The 20,009-nt window shown below is 41.5% G+C and carries 12 protein-coding genes; 7 read left to right on the top strand and 5 right to left on the bottom strand.

From position 1 onward, the window contains the following. The first annotated feature begins 4 nt into the window (after nt 1-4). Nucleotides 5-886 (top strand): anti-sigma factor, encoded by an 882-nt coding sequence (locus BGP76_RS12520; protein ID WP_119844910.1) that lies wholly within the window; start codon nt 5-7, stop codon nt 884-886. A 193-nt stretch (nt 887-1,079) separates the two neighbouring features. On the opposite strand, the gene BGP76_RS12515 is transcribed toward BGP76_RS12520, so the two are convergent. From BGP76_RS12515 to BGP76_RS12505, 3 genes are all read right to left on the bottom strand, one after another. Next, nucleotides 1,080-1,994 carry a 1-aminocyclopropane-1-carboxylate deaminase/D-cysteine desulfhydrase gene (locus tag BGP76_RS12515; RefSeq protein WP_119844909.1) on the bottom strand — a complete coding sequence of 305 codons (915 nt, stop codon included), beginning with the start codon at nt 1,992-1,994 and terminating at the stop codon, nt 1,080-1,082. 60 nt (nt 1,995-2,054) lie between these two features. After that, the gene (locus BGP76_RS12510; protein ID WP_255416127.1) at nt 2,055-2,672 is read right to left on the bottom strand and encodes a response regulator transcription factor; all 618 of its coding nucleotides are present in this window, start codon (nt 2,670-2,672) and stop codon (nt 2,055-2,057) included. Between the two features lie 63 nt (nt 2,673-2,735). Continuing rightward, complete coding sequence (locus BGP76_RS12505; protein ID WP_147407465.1) at nt 2,736-3,269, bottom strand: TerB family tellurite resistance protein; 534 nt, start codon at nt 3,267-3,269, stop codon at nt 2,736-2,738. A gap of 186 nt (nt 3,270-3,455) precedes the next feature. Here BGP76_RS12505 and BGP76_RS12500 point away from each other — a divergent pair, with 186 nt between their 5' ends. The 5 genes from BGP76_RS12500 to BGP76_RS12480 all read left to right on the top strand — a co-directional run bounded on the left by BGP76_RS12500 (nt 3,456) and on the right by BGP76_RS12480 (nt 16,283). After that, complete coding sequence (locus BGP76_RS12500) at nt 3,456-4,325, top strand: DMT family transporter (RefSeq protein WP_158584269.1); 870 nt, start codon at nt 3,456-3,458, stop codon at nt 4,323-4,325. A gap of 473 nt (nt 4,326-4,798) precedes the next feature. After that, on the top strand, nt 4,799-5,557 hold the full coding sequence (locus tag BGP76_RS12495; protein WP_119844905.1) for a Ser-Thr-rich GPI-anchored membrane family protein: 759 nt from the start codon (nt 4,799-4,801) through the stop codon (nt 5,555-5,557). Nucleotides 5,558-5,604: 47 nt separating this feature from the next. Beyond that, nucleotides 5,605-14,436, top strand: a complete 8,832-nt coding sequence (locus tag BGP76_RS12490; protein ID WP_221409887.1) for a LamG-like jellyroll fold domain-containing protein — start codon at nt 5,605-5,607, stop codon at nt 14,434-14,436. 10 nt (nt 14,437-14,446) lie between these two features. Continuing rightward, nucleotides 14,447-15,592, top strand: coding sequence for a caspase family protein (locus BGP76_RS12485; protein WP_073122433.1), 1,146 nt, complete (start codon nt 14,447-14,449; stop codon nt 15,590-15,592). Nucleotides 15,593-15,944: 352 nt separating this feature from the next. Further along, nucleotides 15,945-16,283 (top strand): hypothetical protein, encoded by a 339-nt coding sequence (locus BGP76_RS12480; RefSeq protein ID WP_073122432.1) that lies wholly within the window; start codon nt 15,945-15,947, stop codon nt 16,281-16,283. 54 nt (nt 16,284-16,337) lie between these two features. Here BGP76_RS12480 and BGP76_RS12475 read toward each other — a convergent pair whose 3' ends face one another. Together BGP76_RS12475 and lpdA are read right to left on the bottom strand one after the other, a co-directional pair. After that, a complete protein-coding gene (locus BGP76_RS12475; protein ID WP_119844903.1) occupies nt 16,338-17,342 on the bottom strand; it encodes a bifunctional oligoribonuclease/PAP phosphatase NrnA in 1,005 nt (334 codons plus the stop codon). A 117-nt stretch (nt 17,343-17,459) separates the two neighbouring features. Next, nucleotides 17,460-18,854 carry a dihydrolipoyl dehydrogenase gene (gene lpdA, locus BGP76_RS12470; RefSeq protein WP_073122428.1) on the bottom strand — a complete coding sequence of 465 codons (1,395 nt, stop codon included), beginning with the start codon at nt 18,852-18,854 and terminating at the stop codon, nt 17,460-17,462. A gap of 400 nt (nt 18,855-19,254) precedes the next feature. Between lpdA and fabG the strand changes: the two genes are divergently transcribed. Continuing rightward, on the top strand, nt 19,255-20,001 hold the full coding sequence (fabG, locus tag BGP76_RS12465; protein ID WP_073122565.1) for a 3-oxoacyl-[acyl-carrier-protein] reductase: 747 nt from the start codon (nt 19,255-19,257) through the stop codon (nt 19,999-20,001). Nucleotides 20,002-20,009: the final 8 nt, after the last annotated feature.

Raw genomic sequence — 20,009 nt, 5'->3', positions numbered from 1 at the left:
AACAATGAAGAAACTAATATTATCTCTAACCCTGTGTGCAGTGTTATTCACTGCTTGTAAAGAAGACGAAGGATCAGCTATGGGAGTCTTAAGCTTAGATATATCTGGTCTAGGTGATCTGGGCGATGACTATGTGTACGAAGGCTGGATTATTGTTGATGGCAGCCCCGTATCTACGGGTGTTTTTTCAGTAAATGATGCCGGAGTGTTGGATCAAACGAGTTTCGAAGTAGACGAAGCGATCTTGGCCTCTGCGACTACTTTCGTGCTGTCTATAGAACCAGAAATGGATAGCGATCCAGCCCCTTCAGCCACGAAGATTCTCGGCGGTGATTTTTCTGGAGATGCTGCAACAGTGATGATTAGCCATACTGCTGCACTAGGGACTAGTTTTACTGAAGTCGGAGGTAGTTACATCCTCAAAACTCCTACGACGACTACAGATTCGGATGACCTGAGTGGTGTATGGTTTTTAGACCCAGCGACTGGGACACCAGCATTGACCAATTTGCCAGACCTGACGAGTAAGACAGGCTGGGTGTACGAAGGCTGGGCTGTAATCGACGGCCAGCCTGTATCGACAGGTAGATTCAACATGGATACAGGTGCGGACCAAAGTAGTGTGTTTAGTGGTCCTGAGTCTGGGCCAGGATTTCCTGGAGAGGATTTTATAACCAATGCGCCGAGTGGACTGACTTTTCCTACAGACCTAACGGATGGTGGAGTGATCGTGCTTAGTATAGAGCCAGAGCCAGACAATAGCCCTAATCCTTTCGAACTGAAACCTTTGCGTGGTGCAGTGCCCTCTGGTTTAGCTCCAGGGACTTTGCAGGCCATGGAAAATATAGCTGCGAGTACTTATGCCAGTGGTACCGTTAGTAGATGATTTTTTTAAAAAAAAGTGTAAATAGAAAATAGCCCTTATCTCTAAGGGCTATTTTTTTGATCAAACGCGATAGCTCTTTGGGGTTAATCTTTCTTCACGTTTCGCTATGGCAGTTGAGTTTGTCGTCTTTGAGTTAAAGAAATTGACCGATTTGAGAGGGTATATTTTGAACGATTGTCAGTGGGGTAGTTATTTAAATTGTTCTCAGGTTCAGTCCATACTGTTCGTTGAATCCTGCGATACCTTGCAATCCACCTGTGTGTACCGCGACGATGGTTTTTCCTTCTTCGATTTTTCCTTTTTTGATTTGATCAAAAAGTCCGTACATCATTTTTCCTGTATAGATGGGGTCTAAAGGAATGCCGTGTTGATCGTAGAAGTTTTGGATGAACTCGATGAGCTTAGGCGTATGCTTGGCATAGCCGCCAAAGTCATAGTCATGTACGATAGCTTGCCGCTCGTGAAACTCTGGGGCGAGTAGTTGTCCAACTAGTTTTTCGAGGTAGTCTTCTCCTGCTAGTGAAGCGAACCCCAAAGCTTTCTGATGAGCCTGCAGTCCAGATGCTAGTCCTGCCAAGGTGCCTCCTGTACCTACTGGACATGTGATATAGTCAAAGGGTGTATCTATTTCGCTTAGGATTTCTTTAATACCCTGTAGCGCGAGGTGATTGCTACCTCCTTCTGGGATGATGAAGGCAGAGTATTCCTGCTGGTGCATGGTGAGCCAGTGTGGACTCGTCCGAAACATGTAGTCAGCTCTGCTCACGAACAGTAACTGCATTCCGTCTTCGTGCGCTTTTTGTAACGTAGGATTAGAGTTCTCGTTGAGTTCCTCGCCTCTGATTACCCCGATCGCTTGAAAGCCAAAGCGTTTGGCTGCTGCTGCGGTCGCTGCAATGTGGTTAGAATACGCTCCCCCGAAAGTGAGGATGATCTCTTTGTCCTGTTCTTTGGCTTTGATCAGGTTGTACTTCAGCTTTCGCCATTTGTTGCCTGAGATGTCTGGATCGATAAGATCTTCTCTTTTGAGGAAAAGTTTAATGTTCTTTTCTTCAAGCAATTCGTCATGAATGGGTACAAGTGGTGTTGGAGCTGATTTTTCAAACATGTCCAAATCTATGAAGGAGCGAGCAAATTAACCAACAATTCTAGCTAGATAATAGATCAGCTATTCGATCAGGTCATTGGCGTAGGCAAATTTTATTAGTCCAACTAGAGAATTTGTTTTGGTTTTCCTAAAGATGTTTTTGCGATGTGTCTCGACGGTTCGTTCGCTGATGAATAATTCATCTGCTATTTTTTTGTTGGTGTATTCTTTCGCGATCAGTTCGAGAATTTCTCGTTCTCGCTGCGATAGGAGTTTTGGCGTGGTGATATTGAGATTGTCAATCAATATACGATTAATGTCTTGGCTGACATATGACTTACCGGCAAGCACGGTTTTGATTCCTGTCACGAGCTCGTGTTGAGAATCCTTTTTGAGGATGTATCCGTCAACCCCTGATTTTAGGATTTCCTTGACGAGATGTGCCTCGTCATGCATGCTCAGAACGAGCGTTTTAGCAGAGGAGTTAGCAGCCTTTAGGTGTTTGATGAGGGTAAGGCCATCACCATCTGGGAGGTTGTAGTCTGTCACGATGATGTCATAGTCTTTTCGGGCAGTTAAGTCTTTGGCTCCTTGTAGGGTGGTGGCCTGGGCTATGGAGATGTTATCAAACTCTCGGTGGAGTAGTTGTTCTATACCATCTAGCATCATCTGATGGTCGTCTACGATTAGGAAATACACGCTTCTGTATGTTTTAGTTCAGAAATGTAGGGGCGATGTTGTTTTGGTTTGTGGGCTATTAAATTATGCGATTTCTTTAAGTATATCAGTGGTAATATCCATGACATCTGATACATCAAAAATCGGCATTTCTTTGTTTTTGAAATAGTTGCTATGGAGTTGAGCGACATAGGCTTCTGTGAATGTATCGTCCCACATAAAGTCCTTAGCCAACTGTGGAAACCTCGTGAGAATAATAGAATCTGAAATGTCCAGCATAGTACGTAGTACTCTCAGAAATTTCACTTCGTCCTCCCTTACCTCTAGGTCGGCGTATATGACATCCACGGCTACCTGAATGAGTTGTAGCTGTTGTTCTTCGGTCAAGTTTGATTTGCTCACCTTTCTGAAGTAGTCTTTGAGGTACTCGGTGCCTCTCAGATTGATTTTCTTTAGCATAACTTCTAGCTCTTCGTCGATGGTGATGTCTCCGAAAATATTGTTGCTCTGCCCCATGCGCATGATGGATACAATTTCTTTCTTGTCGATGTGACCATCGCAGGTCATGAACGAAAATGCTGTGCGTAAGAGTAGGTGGGGGAATGTTGACTTGGACATAATGTGATTAGGATATTTGAGGGATAAATTTAATCATTTTGATCAAATACCTTTTGTGCGATTTGATTAATACTATCTAGAGCCAATTGAAGTTGTTGGATTATTCCCTAATATTGAATTGGAAAGTAAGTAGTGATTCGATCGCAATGACTCACTGCTTGATGAGGGTATTAGACGATGAGTAGTTTGGACAAGAGAACATTTCAGTTTTTACAATTAGGGTTGGCAATATTGGTTATGAGTTCGTCAGGGACTTTAGGTAGGTTCGTTGGGATTCAGCCAGAGCAGACGATATGGGCTCGCTGTGTAGTAGGAGCGATTGTTCTTTTTGCTTATCTCAAATTTTCGAATACTCCTACCTATTTGGGATGGGGGCGGTCGTTTAGAACCGTCAGTATTAGTGCTTTATTCTTAGGAGTGCACTGGGTGACTTACTTCTATGCTTTGAAGTATACCTCTGTGGCTATCGGTATGCTATCTCTCTTTACCTACCCGGTGATTACTGCAGTACTAGAACCCTGTATTCTTGGTTACAAGCACAAGCTCGCCGACGTGCTGGTTGCTTTGTTGGCATTCACAGGAGTGTTTTTTTTGGTGCCAGCTTATACCTTTGGCAACCAGGTGACGCTGGGGATTGCTTTTGGAGTAGTGTCAGCTATACTTTATTCGGTTCGAAATATACTACTCAAAAAAGATATTGGAGAACATTCTGGAATTACACTCATGTACTATCAGTTGGCAATTCTCAGCATTGTCATGTTTCCTGTGATCTATCTGGGAGATGTTGGTTCAAACCTACATGGGATTGGAGGCAATTGGCAGCCCCTGTTGATACTAGGTGTATTGACTACTGCTGTGGGCCATACACTATTTGTATCTAGTTTTAGATATTTTTCCATTACCACTATTAGCATTATCAGTAGTCTAACACCACTTTTTGGAATAGGTCTAGGACTGTTGTTTCTTGGGGAGATCCCACAGCCTAAGGTTTTAATTGGTGGAGGTATTATTCTGAGCTCAGTAATCGTCGAGAGTATTCGTTCGACCAAGCGTTAATAGTTCTATATGCACCTGTCATATCTATAGCTTAAGGCCAAAAATGTTCCTAGCGTCTGACAGACTAGGTTGATAGTTTTTCCATATACCAAAGGCGGATTTCCTGATAGCTCCTTTGCCAAATGACGATCACATGTTGAGTTTTACAAATACTACCCATCCAGTTGGTTGAAGAACTCTAAATGCGTCTATTTTCTTAATTTTAGTTGCAAAAGTAGACTTTTAAGAGGGTGAAATTGAACCAAAAGGACACTGCTAAGAGAGCGTAAACCGTTCATTTATAGTGTAATAATAGGATGATTTCAATATCTGTTTGCTGTATACCAATAGAATTTAAATACCAACTTTTGAGTATTCGTTTAGACGCAATTAATTGATATTTTTGACCGTTGCATAATATGTCTGGTTTACGGGAAGGGAATGATTCAGTTGCAGGCATTTACATAACTTATTTAACTAACGATAGAGTTGCTATGGGGAAAACTTACTTACGAACGTTGTTTGTATTCGTATTTGTGATGGTTGGATTATCCAAAGTTCAGGCACAGAGCATCAACAATGTACAAGTGCAGGTCGATGGAGATGATATCAATATATCATTTGATCTTAAATTCAAATCCAGTATTCAAGAAAAGTACGACATAGAGATATTCTCTTCTCGGGACAATTACGCTACGCCACTTGCAGTCAAAGATGGCAAGCTAAAAGATGTAGCAGCAGTGAATGCTCGGTTGACATATGTAGTGGACGGAGCTATAGTATTCGAGGAGTTCAAAGGAGATGTCAATTTTCAGATAGTAGCGACAATGGTGTATGCACCAATCGTAATCGATACACCTAGCAAGCCGAGTAAGCACAAGAAAGGTAGTATGGTGCAGGTCAAATGGCATGGTGGAATAGAGGATGAAAAGTTCTCTGTTGATTTATACAAGAATGGTGTAAAGCAAGAGACCTTAGATGCCAACAATGAATACGGTACCTATAGCTGGGTCATGCCACGAAAACAAAAGAAGGGAAAATACAAATTAGCTATTCAGTCAGATAGCAATAGCTCTAATCGGGCATTTTCACCAGAGTTTAAAATAAAAAGTAAAGTTCCATTTATTGTCAAAGTACTGCCTGTATTAGCGGCGGGTGCTGCTGCCTACTATTTCTTAGAGGTACAAGGAGGAGAGTCCGTAACACCTCCGGGGGGAGGAGAATCCTTACCTAATCCACCTGAACTACCATGATTCGGATCAATCTAATAATGATGAGAAAATTAGAACTTTACTTAGCTATGCGAAACATTACTAAAAATAGAAACCTGCCTAATAGACGATCTGTTTTTACATTAACGTTATTAATTTTCACCCTACTTCTATCGGAGTTTAGCGCCTCTGCACAGTGGAGTACAGATACGCTTTCTGATGCCCGTAGAATTTTGAGTGCGTCTAGTGTCGGAGATAAAGTTTTATTTGCTGGAGGGTTTGACGGCACTAATTATTCTTCGGTAGTTGACATCTATGATAGCAACACTGAGCTATGGAGTACAGCAGCACTTTCCCAAGCCCGAGGTGAAATGGTTGCTGTGAATGTCGGAGATAAAGTTTTATTTGCTGGAGGAGGCACTAGCTCTTCTTCTTCGGTAGTTGATATCTATGACAACAATACAGGTACATGGAGTACAGGAACACTTTCTGAAGCACGTACTTGGTTAAGTGGAACGAGTGTTGGAGATAAAGCTTTTTTTGCAGGAGGGTTTAATTCTGCTGTATCTTCAGTTGTTGATATCTACGACAACAGTACAGATACATGGAGTACAGCAACGCTTTCTGAAGCACGTCGCTATTTGAGTGCTACGAGTGTTGGGAATAAAGTTTTTTTTGCTGGAGGGATAAATGCTTCTGAAGCTTCTTCGGTAGTTGATATCTACGACAACAGTACAGATACATGGAGTACAGAGGTGCTTTCTGTAGCACGATCTCTAATGAGTGCCACGAGTGTTGGTGACAAAGTTTTTTTTGCTGGAGGATTAGATGATGTGGGCTCTTCTTCAGTTGTTGATATATATGATAATAGTACAGATACGTGGAGTACCGCAACACTTTCTCAGGCACGTTATTTCCTAGTTGCTACGAGTGTCGGAGATAAAGTTTTTTTTGCTGGAGGGTTTAATTCTGCTGTATCTTCAGTTGTTGATATCTATGACAACAGTACTGATACATGGAGTACAACAACGCTTTCTGAAGCACGTCGCTATTTGAGCGCCACGAGTGTTGGTGACAAAGTTTTTTTTGCGGGGGGGGATACAGGTTCAGAGTCTTCTAATGTAGTAGATATCTATACCCTTGAGGAAGAAACTGAAACAGCTACCTACACAGGTGCTTTCAGTCTAGAGACTCTTTCGGGGTTGACTACTCCCCAGGATGTAGTGTTCGTAGATATAAACAATGATGGACTCAAGGATTTGATTGTTACTGATCAGATAGGTAGTGGGGCTTCTGTGCTTAGAGTTTATGAAAACACTTCTAGCGGAGGTGTCTTCAGTTATAATGAGCTGGCTAGCATATCAGTCAACGATACCCCAGTAGTACTAGCCACAGGTGACCTAAATCAGGATGGTCTAGTAGATATTATCTGTGGTAATAGCGACAATACTTTTACTCTCCATCGCAATACTGGTTCTGGAAGCTTTGCAGCCAGCCAGAGTGTGTCCTACGGAACAGAAGTAAGTGACATAGAGATAGGAGATATCGATACCGATGGCGTGGTGGATATCGTAGTGTCTAGCTACGATGGAGAGAAATTCTCAGTGTATCTCAATAATACAGCTGCCGAAGCAACGAGCTTTGGTTTTGATGCTGCTGTAGAAGAAACAGGTATAATAGGAGCGAAAGGATTGGCCCTGGGAGATATTGACCAAAATGGGGTGCTGGATGTAGTAGTTGCTAGTCAGGATGCTAACCTGTTTCGTGTTTATCAAAACAGCTCGACGGACGGAACTGTATCTTTTGGCAGTACAGGTAGTATTGCTCAGTACAGTGTTACTACTCCTCACGACGTAGTGCTACAGGATTTAAATGAAGACAATTACCCAGAGCTGATTGCCACGACAGGTACGGGTAATGTGGTGACTCTATATGAAAATGTAGGTTCAGGGTCAGGATCTTTTATTTTTTCGAACAGGCAAAATTTATTAACAGGAGGAACGACTCCCTATGCTTTGCAAGTAGTAGATGTTGATGGAGATTACTTGGCGGATCTAGTCATGTCTAATAGTGGTTCTGATGAGGTTTCCATTTTCCTCAATGAATATGAAGGGAGCGGTATAGCACTAGGAAGCCCTGAATTATACTCTGTAGGTACAGGAGGTATGGGAATAACTGTAGCAGATTTGACAGGGGACGGCTTGCCTGAGATCGCAGTAGCCAATGAACAAAGCAATACGGTTAGTGTATTGCTAAATGCTGGGGAAGAAAGTTCTGAAAGTAATGATTTAATCGCGCAATATTTATTTGAAGGTGATGCTACTGACAGTTCGGGCAATGCTAATGATGGTGTTTTGGGTGATGGTGTCACTAGTACCACTTTCCCTACGCTCACGACAGATAGGGATGGCAATGCAGATGCAGCTTATTCCTTCGATGGAGGCGATTATATTGCAGTACCGCATGATGAAGGGTTCGACTGGGGTACAGATGTGGATGTGACCGCTATGTGCTGGTTCAATACTACGTCAACAGAACTGAGCGCCCTGCTTTTCAAAGAGGATGGATTTAATGGTTTGATCGTTTACCTAAGCGATGGTTCTATATCTCTCTATGGTGGAGAGTTTTTGGAGAGTAATACAACTGATCTCAATGACGGTACATGGCACCATGTAGCGGTTACTTTAGATAGGGATCAGGGTATGTCCATATATATAGATGGTGTTTTGGATGCTAGCAATACTGTCGCTACATCTTTATATGATTTCACTGACACAAGAGATTTTTTGATTGGATCGGCTCAGACAACTGGCAGTGTTAAGAATAGTTTCTTTGTTGGGGCGATAGACCAAGTGCATGTTTATAATCAAAGCCTAACGTTGTCAGAAATTCAGAATGTTTTCGTCATGGAAGGTGACGAAACTGCTGCCTCAGATCGTGATGCGCTTATGGCTCTTTACAATGCCACCGATGGTGCCAATTGGACTAATGTTTGGGACTTAAATGCTGAAATGAGTACTTGGTATGGTGTTGGTCTTGACGAAAACGGACGTGTGGATTCGCTCAACCTTGCTGAAAACAATCTGACAGGTAGCTTGCCAGCTGAGGTAGGAGAGTTGACAGCATTGAGACATCTCATTATTCACAATAATCAAATAGGGGGAGTTCTTCCTTCAGAGTTAGGTGATTTGGAAGGACTTGAGATTTTGAGCTTGAGTATCAATGATTTTGAAGGTGAAATCCCAGCTGAGATAGGCGCTTTGTCTAATCTGTACGAGCTCTATTTAAATCAAAATGATTTAGTTGGCAGTATCCCTGTTAGTTTAGGAAGTCTGTCTGGTTTAAATAAGTTATATCTATATGGCAATGATTTGACAGGAGACATGCCGATAGAGTTGGGTAGTCTAACATCTTTAGAGATACTGGATTTAAGTAGTAATAAGTTGTCGGGTAGTGTTCCTGCCGAATTCGGTAATCTGACTTTACTGAAAGATTTACGTCTTCAATTCAATGAGTTGAGTGGTGAGTTACCTGTCGAGATAGGTAGTCTTACTTCTTTGTCTACATTGGCATTTCATGGAAATAATATCACAGGGATTCCAGATTTGACGGCATTGTCTCTTGATGCATTTGGGTTATATGTTTATGGTAATAGCATTGGATTCGGTGATATTTATGCGAATATCTCTTTGCACGAAGAAGGGGTGAATTTTTTCTACAGTCCCCAAACCATAGAGGAAGAAGAATTCTTGGAAGTTAGTGATGGACAGACTTTAAATCTTACAACGAGTGAGTCATTTACAGGAACAGTTTATCAGTGGTTTGTGAATGGTGATAGTATTCCAAATGCTACCACTAATACATATTCTTTTGTATATGCTGATGGAGACGAAGGAGTCTATACTGTTAAAATGACAAATGAGTTTGTGCCAGAGTTGATCATCTCTCGCGCGAATTATCTAGTGAGCGACGGGGTGAATGAAGCACCAAGTAAGATTAGTCTTTCAGATACTACTGTATTCGAAACAGATGCTGTGGGAACTATTGTTGCGAATTTATCAGCGACTGATGATCCTGGGGATAGTCATTCCTTTGCGTTGATTGCAGGAGATGGAGATACAGATAACGACCATTTTTCTATCAATGAGGCCAATCAATTGGTACTGGAGGAGGTAGTTGATTTTGCTACAAATGAGGTGTTATATATCAGACTACAGGCTACAGACCAGTTTGATGTTACGTATAGTGAAAATTTTGAACTTCAAATTATCCCAGATATTGTTTGTCAGAGTGACGTACTGACTGAAAGTGAAGGGGTATTTGATGACGGTAGTGCAGAGTTTAATTATGAAAATAATTTTAACTGTTCGTGGCTCATAGAAGGAGGTGTAGGAGAGCAAGTAACATTAGGTTTCAATGCATTCGATGTAGAGTTAGATTACGATTTTGTTCGCATCTATGATGGGAGTGACACGAGTGCCCCGTTATTGGCGGAGCTGACTGGTCAAATTACGCTTCCAAATGAAATTAATTCTACCTCAACTAGTCTTCTTGTGGTTTTCGAGACTGATGGAGGAGTAGTCGCTACGGGTTGGGAGGCTTATTATTCAATAGGTAGTGAAGTACTAAGCTCTATCAACGGGTATGGTGAAGCAGATGGTAGAGGAGGATTTAATGCGTCCAGTTTCTCTGACCAAGTTTCAACAGAAATGACGATTGAGTTTTTACTGAATGTAGATCAATTCCCAGAAGCAGGTGTATATAGTCAGATTTTTCAAATTGAGAATACAAATATTCAATACATTGAAAGTCTAGAAGGAGGCGATAGAAATGTAGAATTTTATACTGGGGATGGCATCAGCTCTGGTGCGTCTGATAGTTGGCTTGGTTTAAACCCAACAGAAATGGGAGGTTTTGAATCAAACAAATGGTATCACTTTGCTTTTGTTTATGCTAACGGGACGAAATCTATCTATTTGAATGGGAGTTTTGTTAAGGATGAGGCTTTCGAATGGTTGAATGCAGGCAATGTCTCAGATTTAGGGGTAATACCAAATTTTGATGCAAAGATTGATGAGGTTCGTTTTTGGAATATTGCTCGAACAGACATAGAAATACGAGATAATATGCAGACTGAGCTGGTAGGGAATGAGACTGGGTTGGTAGGCTATTGGCCATTTAATAGCTATACGGATCAAGGGGATGACAGTAGTATTACGCCAGATCTGACTACTAATCAAAAAGATTTGAGCTTTTCTAATGCCAATGCCCAAATCATAGGAAACTTGCAATCACCTGTTTTGAGTGAGGCCACAGAGGTTTCTTCTACAGGGTTTACGATCAATTGGGAGACAGTAGAATCAGCAACAGCTTACGATTTACTCATTGATGACAATGATGATTTTAGCTCGCCAGAGTTTACTGAGAATTTTGATGGTAGTACGATTACATTCACTGCAACAGGATTAAATCAAGAGACAGTTTATTACATTAAGTTGACTGCATCGATAGATGATGTTACCTCTGAGCCAGCCTATGGCACAGTATCAACTTTGGGTTTAGTATCTGTCTACTTTCCCTTCAATGGAAATACTAATGACGAGTCAGGAAATGGGTTTAATGGTGTGCTAGGAGACGGAACTGCTGGAACCATGCCTGTATTGACTAGTGACAAGTTTGGTAATGCCAATCAAGCCTATTGGTTCGATGCATCTAGCGACTATATCAAAACGGATTTTACCCCTGAAGCAGGTGACCTGAGTATATCTGTATGGGTATATTGGGAAGAGAATTTGAATGATTACCGTGAGATACTTGGTTTTACGTCAGAGGATAATTCGGTGATCAACTATTTAGGAGTTAATGCTGAAGGCAATATCAGGTTCAAGGAAGATATAGATGTCGCTATGCCAGTACAGCAGTGGACGCATATTGTGGTGACTTATGACGGGACTAATACATCACTATATATGAATGGTGAGCTAAAAGCAACGCAGTTTGCGGAGGGATATACGTTTGGCCCACTTACTATTGGAGCTTTTGACCGAAACGGGGGAGAGTCTTGGAATGGAGCGATTGATGAGTTAAAAATCTATTCTCAGGTCATAGAGGGATCGACAATTATGAGCTTATACCATGAGGGTTGGGAAGGTCTGTCTGACGAAGTGGATTTCTTGTCTTTTGAACTTAGTGATCAGATCGGTGTAGCGAAGATAGAGGAGGATAGTCATGAGATTACTCATAAAATCGCAGGTTCCGCTGATATTACTTCCCAGACACTGACCTATATTTTGTCATCAGGAGCTTCACTTTACGCCAATGATGTAGAACTGGTTAGCGGAAGCAGTACAATAGACTTCACGAATCCAGTTTCATTCGAAGTAATTGCATCAAATGGTTTTAGTAAATCCCAATGGACTGCTAATGTGACTAAAGAAGTTGGGCTTGCTGCATATTATTCATTTACTGCAGGTAGCCTTACTGATGGTACAGGGTTTGGCAATGATCTGATACTGGGCAATGGAGTAGAGGTCGGGTATAACCCCGTCACTATAGCTGATCGCTATGATAATGCGGGTAATGCATACATGTTTGATGGAGTGGATGACTTCATGAGTATTAATAGTGGAGCGGGCGTATCAATATCAGGAGATCTTACCTTCAACGTTTGGATCTACGTTACTCAAATTGACAATAGTGGGCCATTTATTCTTTATACGCTAGGGGATGTAGAATACATGGATTTTAGGCTGACTAGTGAGGGCTTGCTTGCATATAGTGCTTCTAATAGTGAGAACGTGTATTCGGAAGACCCTGTAAGGATGGAAACTTGGACGATGGCGACTGTAGCGAGAGTAGGTACTACTGTGAATCTTTATATCGATGGAGAACTATCCACAACTGGAGTTACGACGCAAACAGGTGGTTTTTCTGTGACCAGTATAGGAGGTAGTACAGATGCTGTTGCTTTTGGAGGTGCGATGGATGATATGCGCTTGTATGATCGTGGATTATCTGATGATGAAGTCCGTAGAATATATGAGTCAGAAAAGGTTAACGTACAGATTAGTTTATCGGCGAACGCTATAGATGAAAATTTAGAATCGGGACATGAAATCGGCTCATTCAGCGATGAAAATGGAACGTACTCTATTTTATCTTCTGGTACTGAATTTACAATTGACGGATTTAAACTGCTTGCCAACCGTTCTTTTAATTATGAAGAGCAATCTGTATATCCGATTACCGTAGGTTATGATAAAGGGAATGGGGCGGTTATAGAACAGGATTTTGAGATCACAATCAACAATGTTGAAGAGGTACCAGTGTTTTCAAATCCCACATTTAATAGTACGATTGACTTGAATATAGTGGAATCTACTGATGTTTCGATTGAGGTGTTTGACCCAGAGGGAGAAACGCTAACGGTAACTGTTAAGTATGTCAATGCTACTGAGAACCCTGAGTCGCCTAATACTCAAGCTGCTATTGTATATTTGGATGGGGTTTTTGGTTATACATTCGACGCTACTGATTTTGATCAGACCAGTTTGTCTTACGTTTTTGTAGCGAGCGATGGGATATCAGAATCGACTTCTGACACATTTAATATTGCTCCCGTTTTACCTAGTGGAGCGTTCAGCGTATCTGTTAATACAGGTTCTACTGAGAGCGATTACCGTATTGTCAGTTTACCCTTCCAAAGCGTATCTGTGACTGAGCTGTTTAGTGACTTGGTAGGTAAGGACAAAGATGAATGGAGACTTTTGCACTATAACGGTTCTAGTTATACTGAGTATCCAAGTTTGAAAACATTGGAAGCGGGTAAAGGGTATTGGTTTTTGAATACCGTCAGTTTTGATTTTGAAGTACCGAGTGCTACTGTAGTGCGTGCTACTGAAAACAGGCCTTTCGAGATTAGTGTAAGACAGGGACAAAACCAAATTGGTAACCCGTATCTCACGAATATCAATTGGAATGAGGTCATTAGTCATAATGGACTTTCAGGTACTTTGTATACCTACCAGAATGGTACTTGGAGTTCAGCTTCGTCGACTTTGCGTGCTTTTGAAGGTGCTTTTTATAGTAATTCTGATGCATCTTTAACTGAGATAGAAATACCACTGAGTGCTGTCCGTAATGCATCTGCGAGAACTACTGATGCTCCCAAATTGATGACAAGTCAAGGGGTTTTTGGATCGGACGATTGGAGTTTTGGTTTTAATATCAATAGTGGAAACAAAGGGTATTATGTATCAGCTGTAGGAATGAAGCCTGAAGCTGCCATTGGGCTGGATAGGTTTGACGCACTTCCTCTTCCTAGGTTTTCTGAATATTTGGATGTTGTGTTTACACAGCATGGTGTGACTAAGGATATCGTCTCTCCATCGGATAGTTATAGTTGGAGTTTTGACGTAAACAGTGCGAGTGAAAAGCAGGTTACAATAAACTGGGATAATAGCACCATGCAAAACAGTGATTTTGGCATGTATTTGATAGATGTCTCTAATCAAATGATCATCGATGTATCTAATAAGAGTTCATACACTTTTAAGCCTATTGCAGTTAGTACAAGTTTCGAGCTTATATATGGTAGAAAGGTAGATTTGAAAGAACAAATATCAACGATCACAGACTTAATGATAGATCCATACCCTAATCCATTTGCTGATCAGCTGGTGTTGCCTATCGCGACGACTGCTGAGTCATCTACGGTTTCTGTTATGATGTTGGATTTGTCGGGTAGAGCAGTGTATCAGATAAGTGAAGTGGGTGTGACGTCAGGCTATCATGAGTATATGCTAGAAGCGGGGCAATTGACAGATGGGGTTTTAAGGTCTGGTACCTATTTGATCCAAGTCAAAATTCAAAGCGCAAATCACCAATCAATTTTCAATAAGAGAGTGGTGTACATAAGATAATTATATAACTATGAAAAAGTTACTACTACTAATCACTATCACTTTAACAGCTATTACGGCGGGATACAGTCAGACTGTATCTGCAAAAAGTGGAACTGTGTCGTTGAACTATGTTACTAACTCACCGACATATTTGGAGTTGAGGAGCCCTGAGTATTTGGCTGAATATGATAAATCAAGAGGTTTTATTCAGAAAGTAGAGGTTGAATACATAACTATTGAAGGAGTGATCGCTGATGATGATGGTGTCAAAGGTTTATGGTTGAATAACTATGAAGTAGATATCTCAGAGAGAACGGGTAGTTTCTCTTACGATTTGCCCCTGCAGGTAGGAGACAATACGCTCACCTTTGAAGCTATTGATGAGAAGGGGAATACATTTAGCCGATCATATCAGGTAGAAAGAGAGAAGCCAATACCTGTGGAAGTAGAAGAGCCAGGGAAATACTATGCTTTGATTATCGGGATACAAGATTATGATGACCCATCGATCACAGATCTAGACAACCCAATCAAGGACGCTAAGGCGTTATACAAAATGCTGACAGAGCAATATACCTTTGACGTAGAGTATGCAACGCTTTTGGAGAACCCTACGAGGGATCAGATTTATGACAAACTTGATGGACTTAGTGCTCAGGTGACGACTAAGGATAATTTATTGATTTTCTATGCAGGACATGGGTATTGGGATGAGCAAGCACAAAATGGTTATTGGTTGCCTCGTGATGCAGAAGAAGATAAGAAGCGGGACTGGATGCGAAATAGTGCAGTGACAGAGTATGTGCGTGAGATCAATTCTAAGCATACTTTATTGATCACGGATGCGTGTTTCGGAGGGTCTATCTTTAAGACGAGAAAGGCTTTTAAAGACGCAAGTATGGGTATCAATAAGCTATATGAATTGCCAAGTAGGAAGGCGATGACCAGCGGGACTTTGACGGAGGTGCCAGACAAGAGTGTGTTTATGAAATACCTATTGAAGAACCTAGAGAGAAATGAAGAGAAGTATGTGGCTTCTGAGCAGTTGTTTTATCAGCTGAAACCAGCGGTATTGAACAATAGTCCGAATACACCGCAGTTTGGTGAGATCAGAAACACAGGAGATGAAGGAGGAGACTTTATCTTCCAGAGAAGAATAATTGAGACGTATTAAGAATAGAAATGTCTAATACAGTTTTGTGAAATAAGAAAAAGCCCGATTTTGATCGGGCTTTTTCTATTAAGTAGAATCCTCATACTGCGTGTATGACAGGTTATATGCTGTCAGTGTCAGTGAAGGCAAATTAAAAGGAACTCAGTAAAACAAGGGGTGTTTTAGAAGAATATTTGGATTGAGGTGTTAATTATTGTATTTGTTGCAATTATTGTAAAGAAGAGTCTTGTTTTGCCTAATGAAATCATACTTTGAGTAGATGGAATGTAACGGAAATGATAGTTTGTTGAAAATCTTACTTTTCATTCTATATTTAGCTTACTTTGCTTCACTCGATCAATATTGATACACTATGCCAACGATTAAAATTAATAGGATACAATGCACCGTTCCTGATGAAATAGATAAGGATGAAATGTTCTTGAAATTTAAGGGAGAGAAGGTATGGCCTGTAGGGAATTTGTACTTTAGAATAGATACTGGTGATAAAGTTGATGTGGATCTAAAGCTAGAAGTAGACTTAGGCTGGGTGGATGTAGAACTATGGGACTTTGATTTTCTAAGCTTCAACGACCATCTCGGTACATTTACTTTCAATGTGGATGATACACCTGGAGAGTACTCCACGAGTATGAAGCTACTGGAGAAGAACAGTACGGCCAGTTACATTATGCATTGGGAAATTTTGTGATATTAATGCAGTGATCTCTCTGACTCGGTCGCCGAATCAGAGAGCTAGACTTTCTTATTGAGCAGGGAAGTATTTTGGGACTAAATCTATGATTTTGTCTAAGGTGTCTGCTACTGATAACTTACTCATGCCGCCAGCTGCGTTGGCATGACCACCACCATCGAAGTGTTCTGCAGCCAATACGTTGACAGGGTTTTCTTCTCCTTTTGATCGAAATGAAATTTTCATCATCCCATCACGTTCCGTGAAAACGATGGCGGCTTTCATCCCTTTGATAGATAGGGCTTGATTTGCTAGGCCGTCTGTATCACCTTTTTGGTAATCGTATTGTTCTAGTTCTTCCTTGGATAGAGAGATGATGGATACATGGTAGTCTTCCATGATCACTAGTTTTTGGCTCATAGCATAGCCCTGAAGGCGCAATCGGCTAGCCGTGTTGTTGTCATTAAGTACTTCATGGACGAGATGATGTTTGACACCTGCGGCTAATAATTTGGCAAGTAATTCATGCGTACGTGGCAATACTGATGGGAAACGGAAGCTACCTGTATCAGTTAGAATGCCAAGGTACAGTGGTGTGCCGATATGTTCGTCTAGTAGGTTTTCATGCCCTGACTGTTCGATCAGTTCTACAATCAGTTGAGCAGTAGAGGAAGCTGAAGTGTCAGATACTGCGAGGTTAGGAAAATCCTGAGGGTTGAGATGGTGATCAATCATGATTTTTTTGCAAGTAGCAGATTCTAGTAGAGCTTGCATATCAGGACCGATACGATCCGTACCGTTATAGTCTAGGCAAAAGATGAGGTCTGCTTTTTGAAATGCTGCTGTCACTTCTTGTGGTTGATCCGTCATCAGCAAGATTTGAGAAGTATCTAGCCAGAACAGGAATTCTGGTGCAATATCAGGGTGACAGATGACTGCACTTTTTCCGAGTTTTTCTATGAATCGTTGCAGTCCCAAAGAACTACCTACAGAATCTCCATCAGGTGACTTGTGAGAGGTGATGACGATATGCGAAGCATTCAGTATTTCGGATTTTATCTGTTTATAAATGTTCATTGTGGCTGTGATATTAGATAATCAAATGTAGTAAGGAGGAGGTAAGTTTGTCTGATTGTAAACAAAAAAGCCGATTCAAATCCAGTTTGAATCGGCTTGCAGTTTTATATGTTTGTCTTACAAGTGAATTGCTTCACCATATGCATCCTCTACGGCATCTTTGATTGCTTCAGACATGGTAGGGTGTGGATGTATAGCTTTCATGATTTCGTGACCTGTTGTCTCTAGTTTTCTAGCAACAACCGCTTCAGCGATCATATCCGTGACGCCAGCACCGATTAGGTGACATCCGAGCCACTCGCCATATTTTGCGTCAAAGATCACTTTTACAAATCCTTCAGCATTGCCCCCAGCTTGTGCTTTTCCAGAAGCAGAGAATGGGAATTTACCGACTTTGATGTCGTATCCAGCTTCTTTAGCTGCTTTTTCGGTCATACCTACAGATGCGATCTCCGGCGTACAGTAAGTACAGCCTGGGATGTTTTCATAGTCTAGAGCTTCAGGATTCTCTCCGAATATTTTTTCGACACAGATGATAGCTTCTGCTGACGATACGTGCGCAAGCGCTGGCCCGTGTACGATATCACCGATGGCGTAGATTCCGGGCAGATTAGTTTTGTAGAAATCATCTACGACAATTTTGCCTTTATCGGTCATGACGCCTACATCTTCTAGCCCTATGCCTTCGATGTTGGTAGAGATGCCCACAGCTGAGAGCACGATATCACAGTCGATTTGCTCCTCGCCTTTTTTCGTTTTGACAGTCACTTTACATCCCGAACCTTTGGTGTCTACAGAAGTCACCTCTGCACTGGTCATGATGTTCATACCTTGTTTTTTGAACGATCTAGCGAGTTGCTTCGATACGTCTTCGTCCTCTACAGGCACGATGTTGGGTAGGTACTCTACGATGGTTACTTCCGTGCCAATCGAGTTGTAGAAGTAAGCAAATTCAACCCCAATAGCTCCTGACCCGACAATCACCATTTTCTTAGGCTGTTTAGCGAGAGACATCGCTTCTCTGTAGCCGATGATTTTTTTGCCGTCTATCGGTAGATTTGGTAGCTCTCTCGATCTACCGCCTGTAGCGATGATGATATGATCTGCGCTATAGGTTTCGGTCTTGTCATCTGCATCGGTTACTGTTACAGTTTTATTTGCTGCTACTTTTCCGAATCCTAGGAGTTGATCGATTTTATTCTTTTTGAGTAGAAATTGGACACCTTTACTCATCGTGTCTGCGACACCACGACTTCTTTTGACCATTCCACCAAAATCTGCTTTTGAGTCTTTTACGGTGATTCCGTAATTTTCCGCATGAGAGATGTACTCGAATACACTAGCACTTTTGAGTAGCGCTTTGGTAGGTATACAGCCCCAGTTCAGGCAGATACCACCGATTTCTGCTTTTTCTACTACTGCTACTTTTTTCCCCAATTGAGATGCTCTGATAGCCGCAACGTATCCACCTGGACCGCTACCTATCACTATTACGTCATATTTGTTTGCCATAATTTCTTTGTACTGAATAAGATGAGACCTTGTTTAGTTCAGGCCGTTAAAGAGCTGCAAATTTAACCGCTTTGCCTTGAGAAAAAAAGATAATGTTCAAGCATAAAGCTTAAACCTATAATTTTAGCATTGTGACAATGCTATCTGATTCATTGTTGATAGAAAGAGGAAAGTCAACCCTGAATAGGAGGGGCTAGAGGGATTTTTTGAGGAAAAAACATCGGGATAGATTGAAAGAGTGTATTTTTGATTCAAATTTCGAAAGAAATTATTTTAAGGAAACAATCAAACGAAATGTGCAAAAGTAGTGTCGTATCGACTCGTGTCGGTAGCGAGCATTGCGGATGCGGGAGGTCCGTCTGCAGTCAGTAGACGTGATATCATAAAATCAATGACACACATGAAATTATTGGAAGGAAAAACGGCATTAGTGACAGGCGCTTCTAAAGGTATCGGGAGAGCTATAGCGATTAAATATGCAGAACAGGGAGCCAACGTGGCTTTTACTTATTTGTCAAGTGTAGAAAAGGGCGAGGCACTCGTCGCGGAACTCGAAGCGTTCGGCGTGAAGGCGAAAGGTTATAGATCTGATGCGTCCAAGTTTGATGCGGCAGAAGAACTAATCGCTAATGTAGTGGCTGACTTTGGTCAACTTGATGTGTTGATCAACAATGCTGGGATTACCAAAGACAACCTTCTCATGAGAATGACTGAAGAAGCATGGGATGATGTGATCAATGTCAATCTAAAGTCTTGCTTTAATACTGTCAAAGCAGCTACTCGTACTTTCATGAAGCAGAAAGCAGGCTCTATCATTAATGTATCTTCTGTAGTAGGTGTCAAGGGAAATGCTGGACAGTCTAATTATGCAGCTTCTAAAGCAGGTATCATTGGGTTCACCAAGTCTATAGCGCTAGAGTTAGGCTCTAGGAATATTCGATGCAATGCCATCGCTCCAGGGTTTATCGAGACGGAGATGACGGATGTGCTGGATGAAAAAGTAGTGCAGGGATGGAGAGATGCGATCCCTATGAAACGTGGAGGAAAGCCTGAAGAAGTAGCTGATGCTTGTGTCTACCTCGGTTCAGATATGTCTACCTATGTTTCGGGACAGGTTCTTAATATCTGTGGAGCAATGCTCACCTAAAGTTTAGT

The organism is Reichenbachiella sp. MSK19-1 (assembly GCF_003590315.1).
GTDB lineage: Bacteria > Bacteroidota > Bacteroidia > Cytophagales > Cyclobacteriaceae > Reichenbachiella > Reichenbachiella agariperforans.
This window is presented reverse-complemented; position numbering and strand designations above follow the sequence as displayed.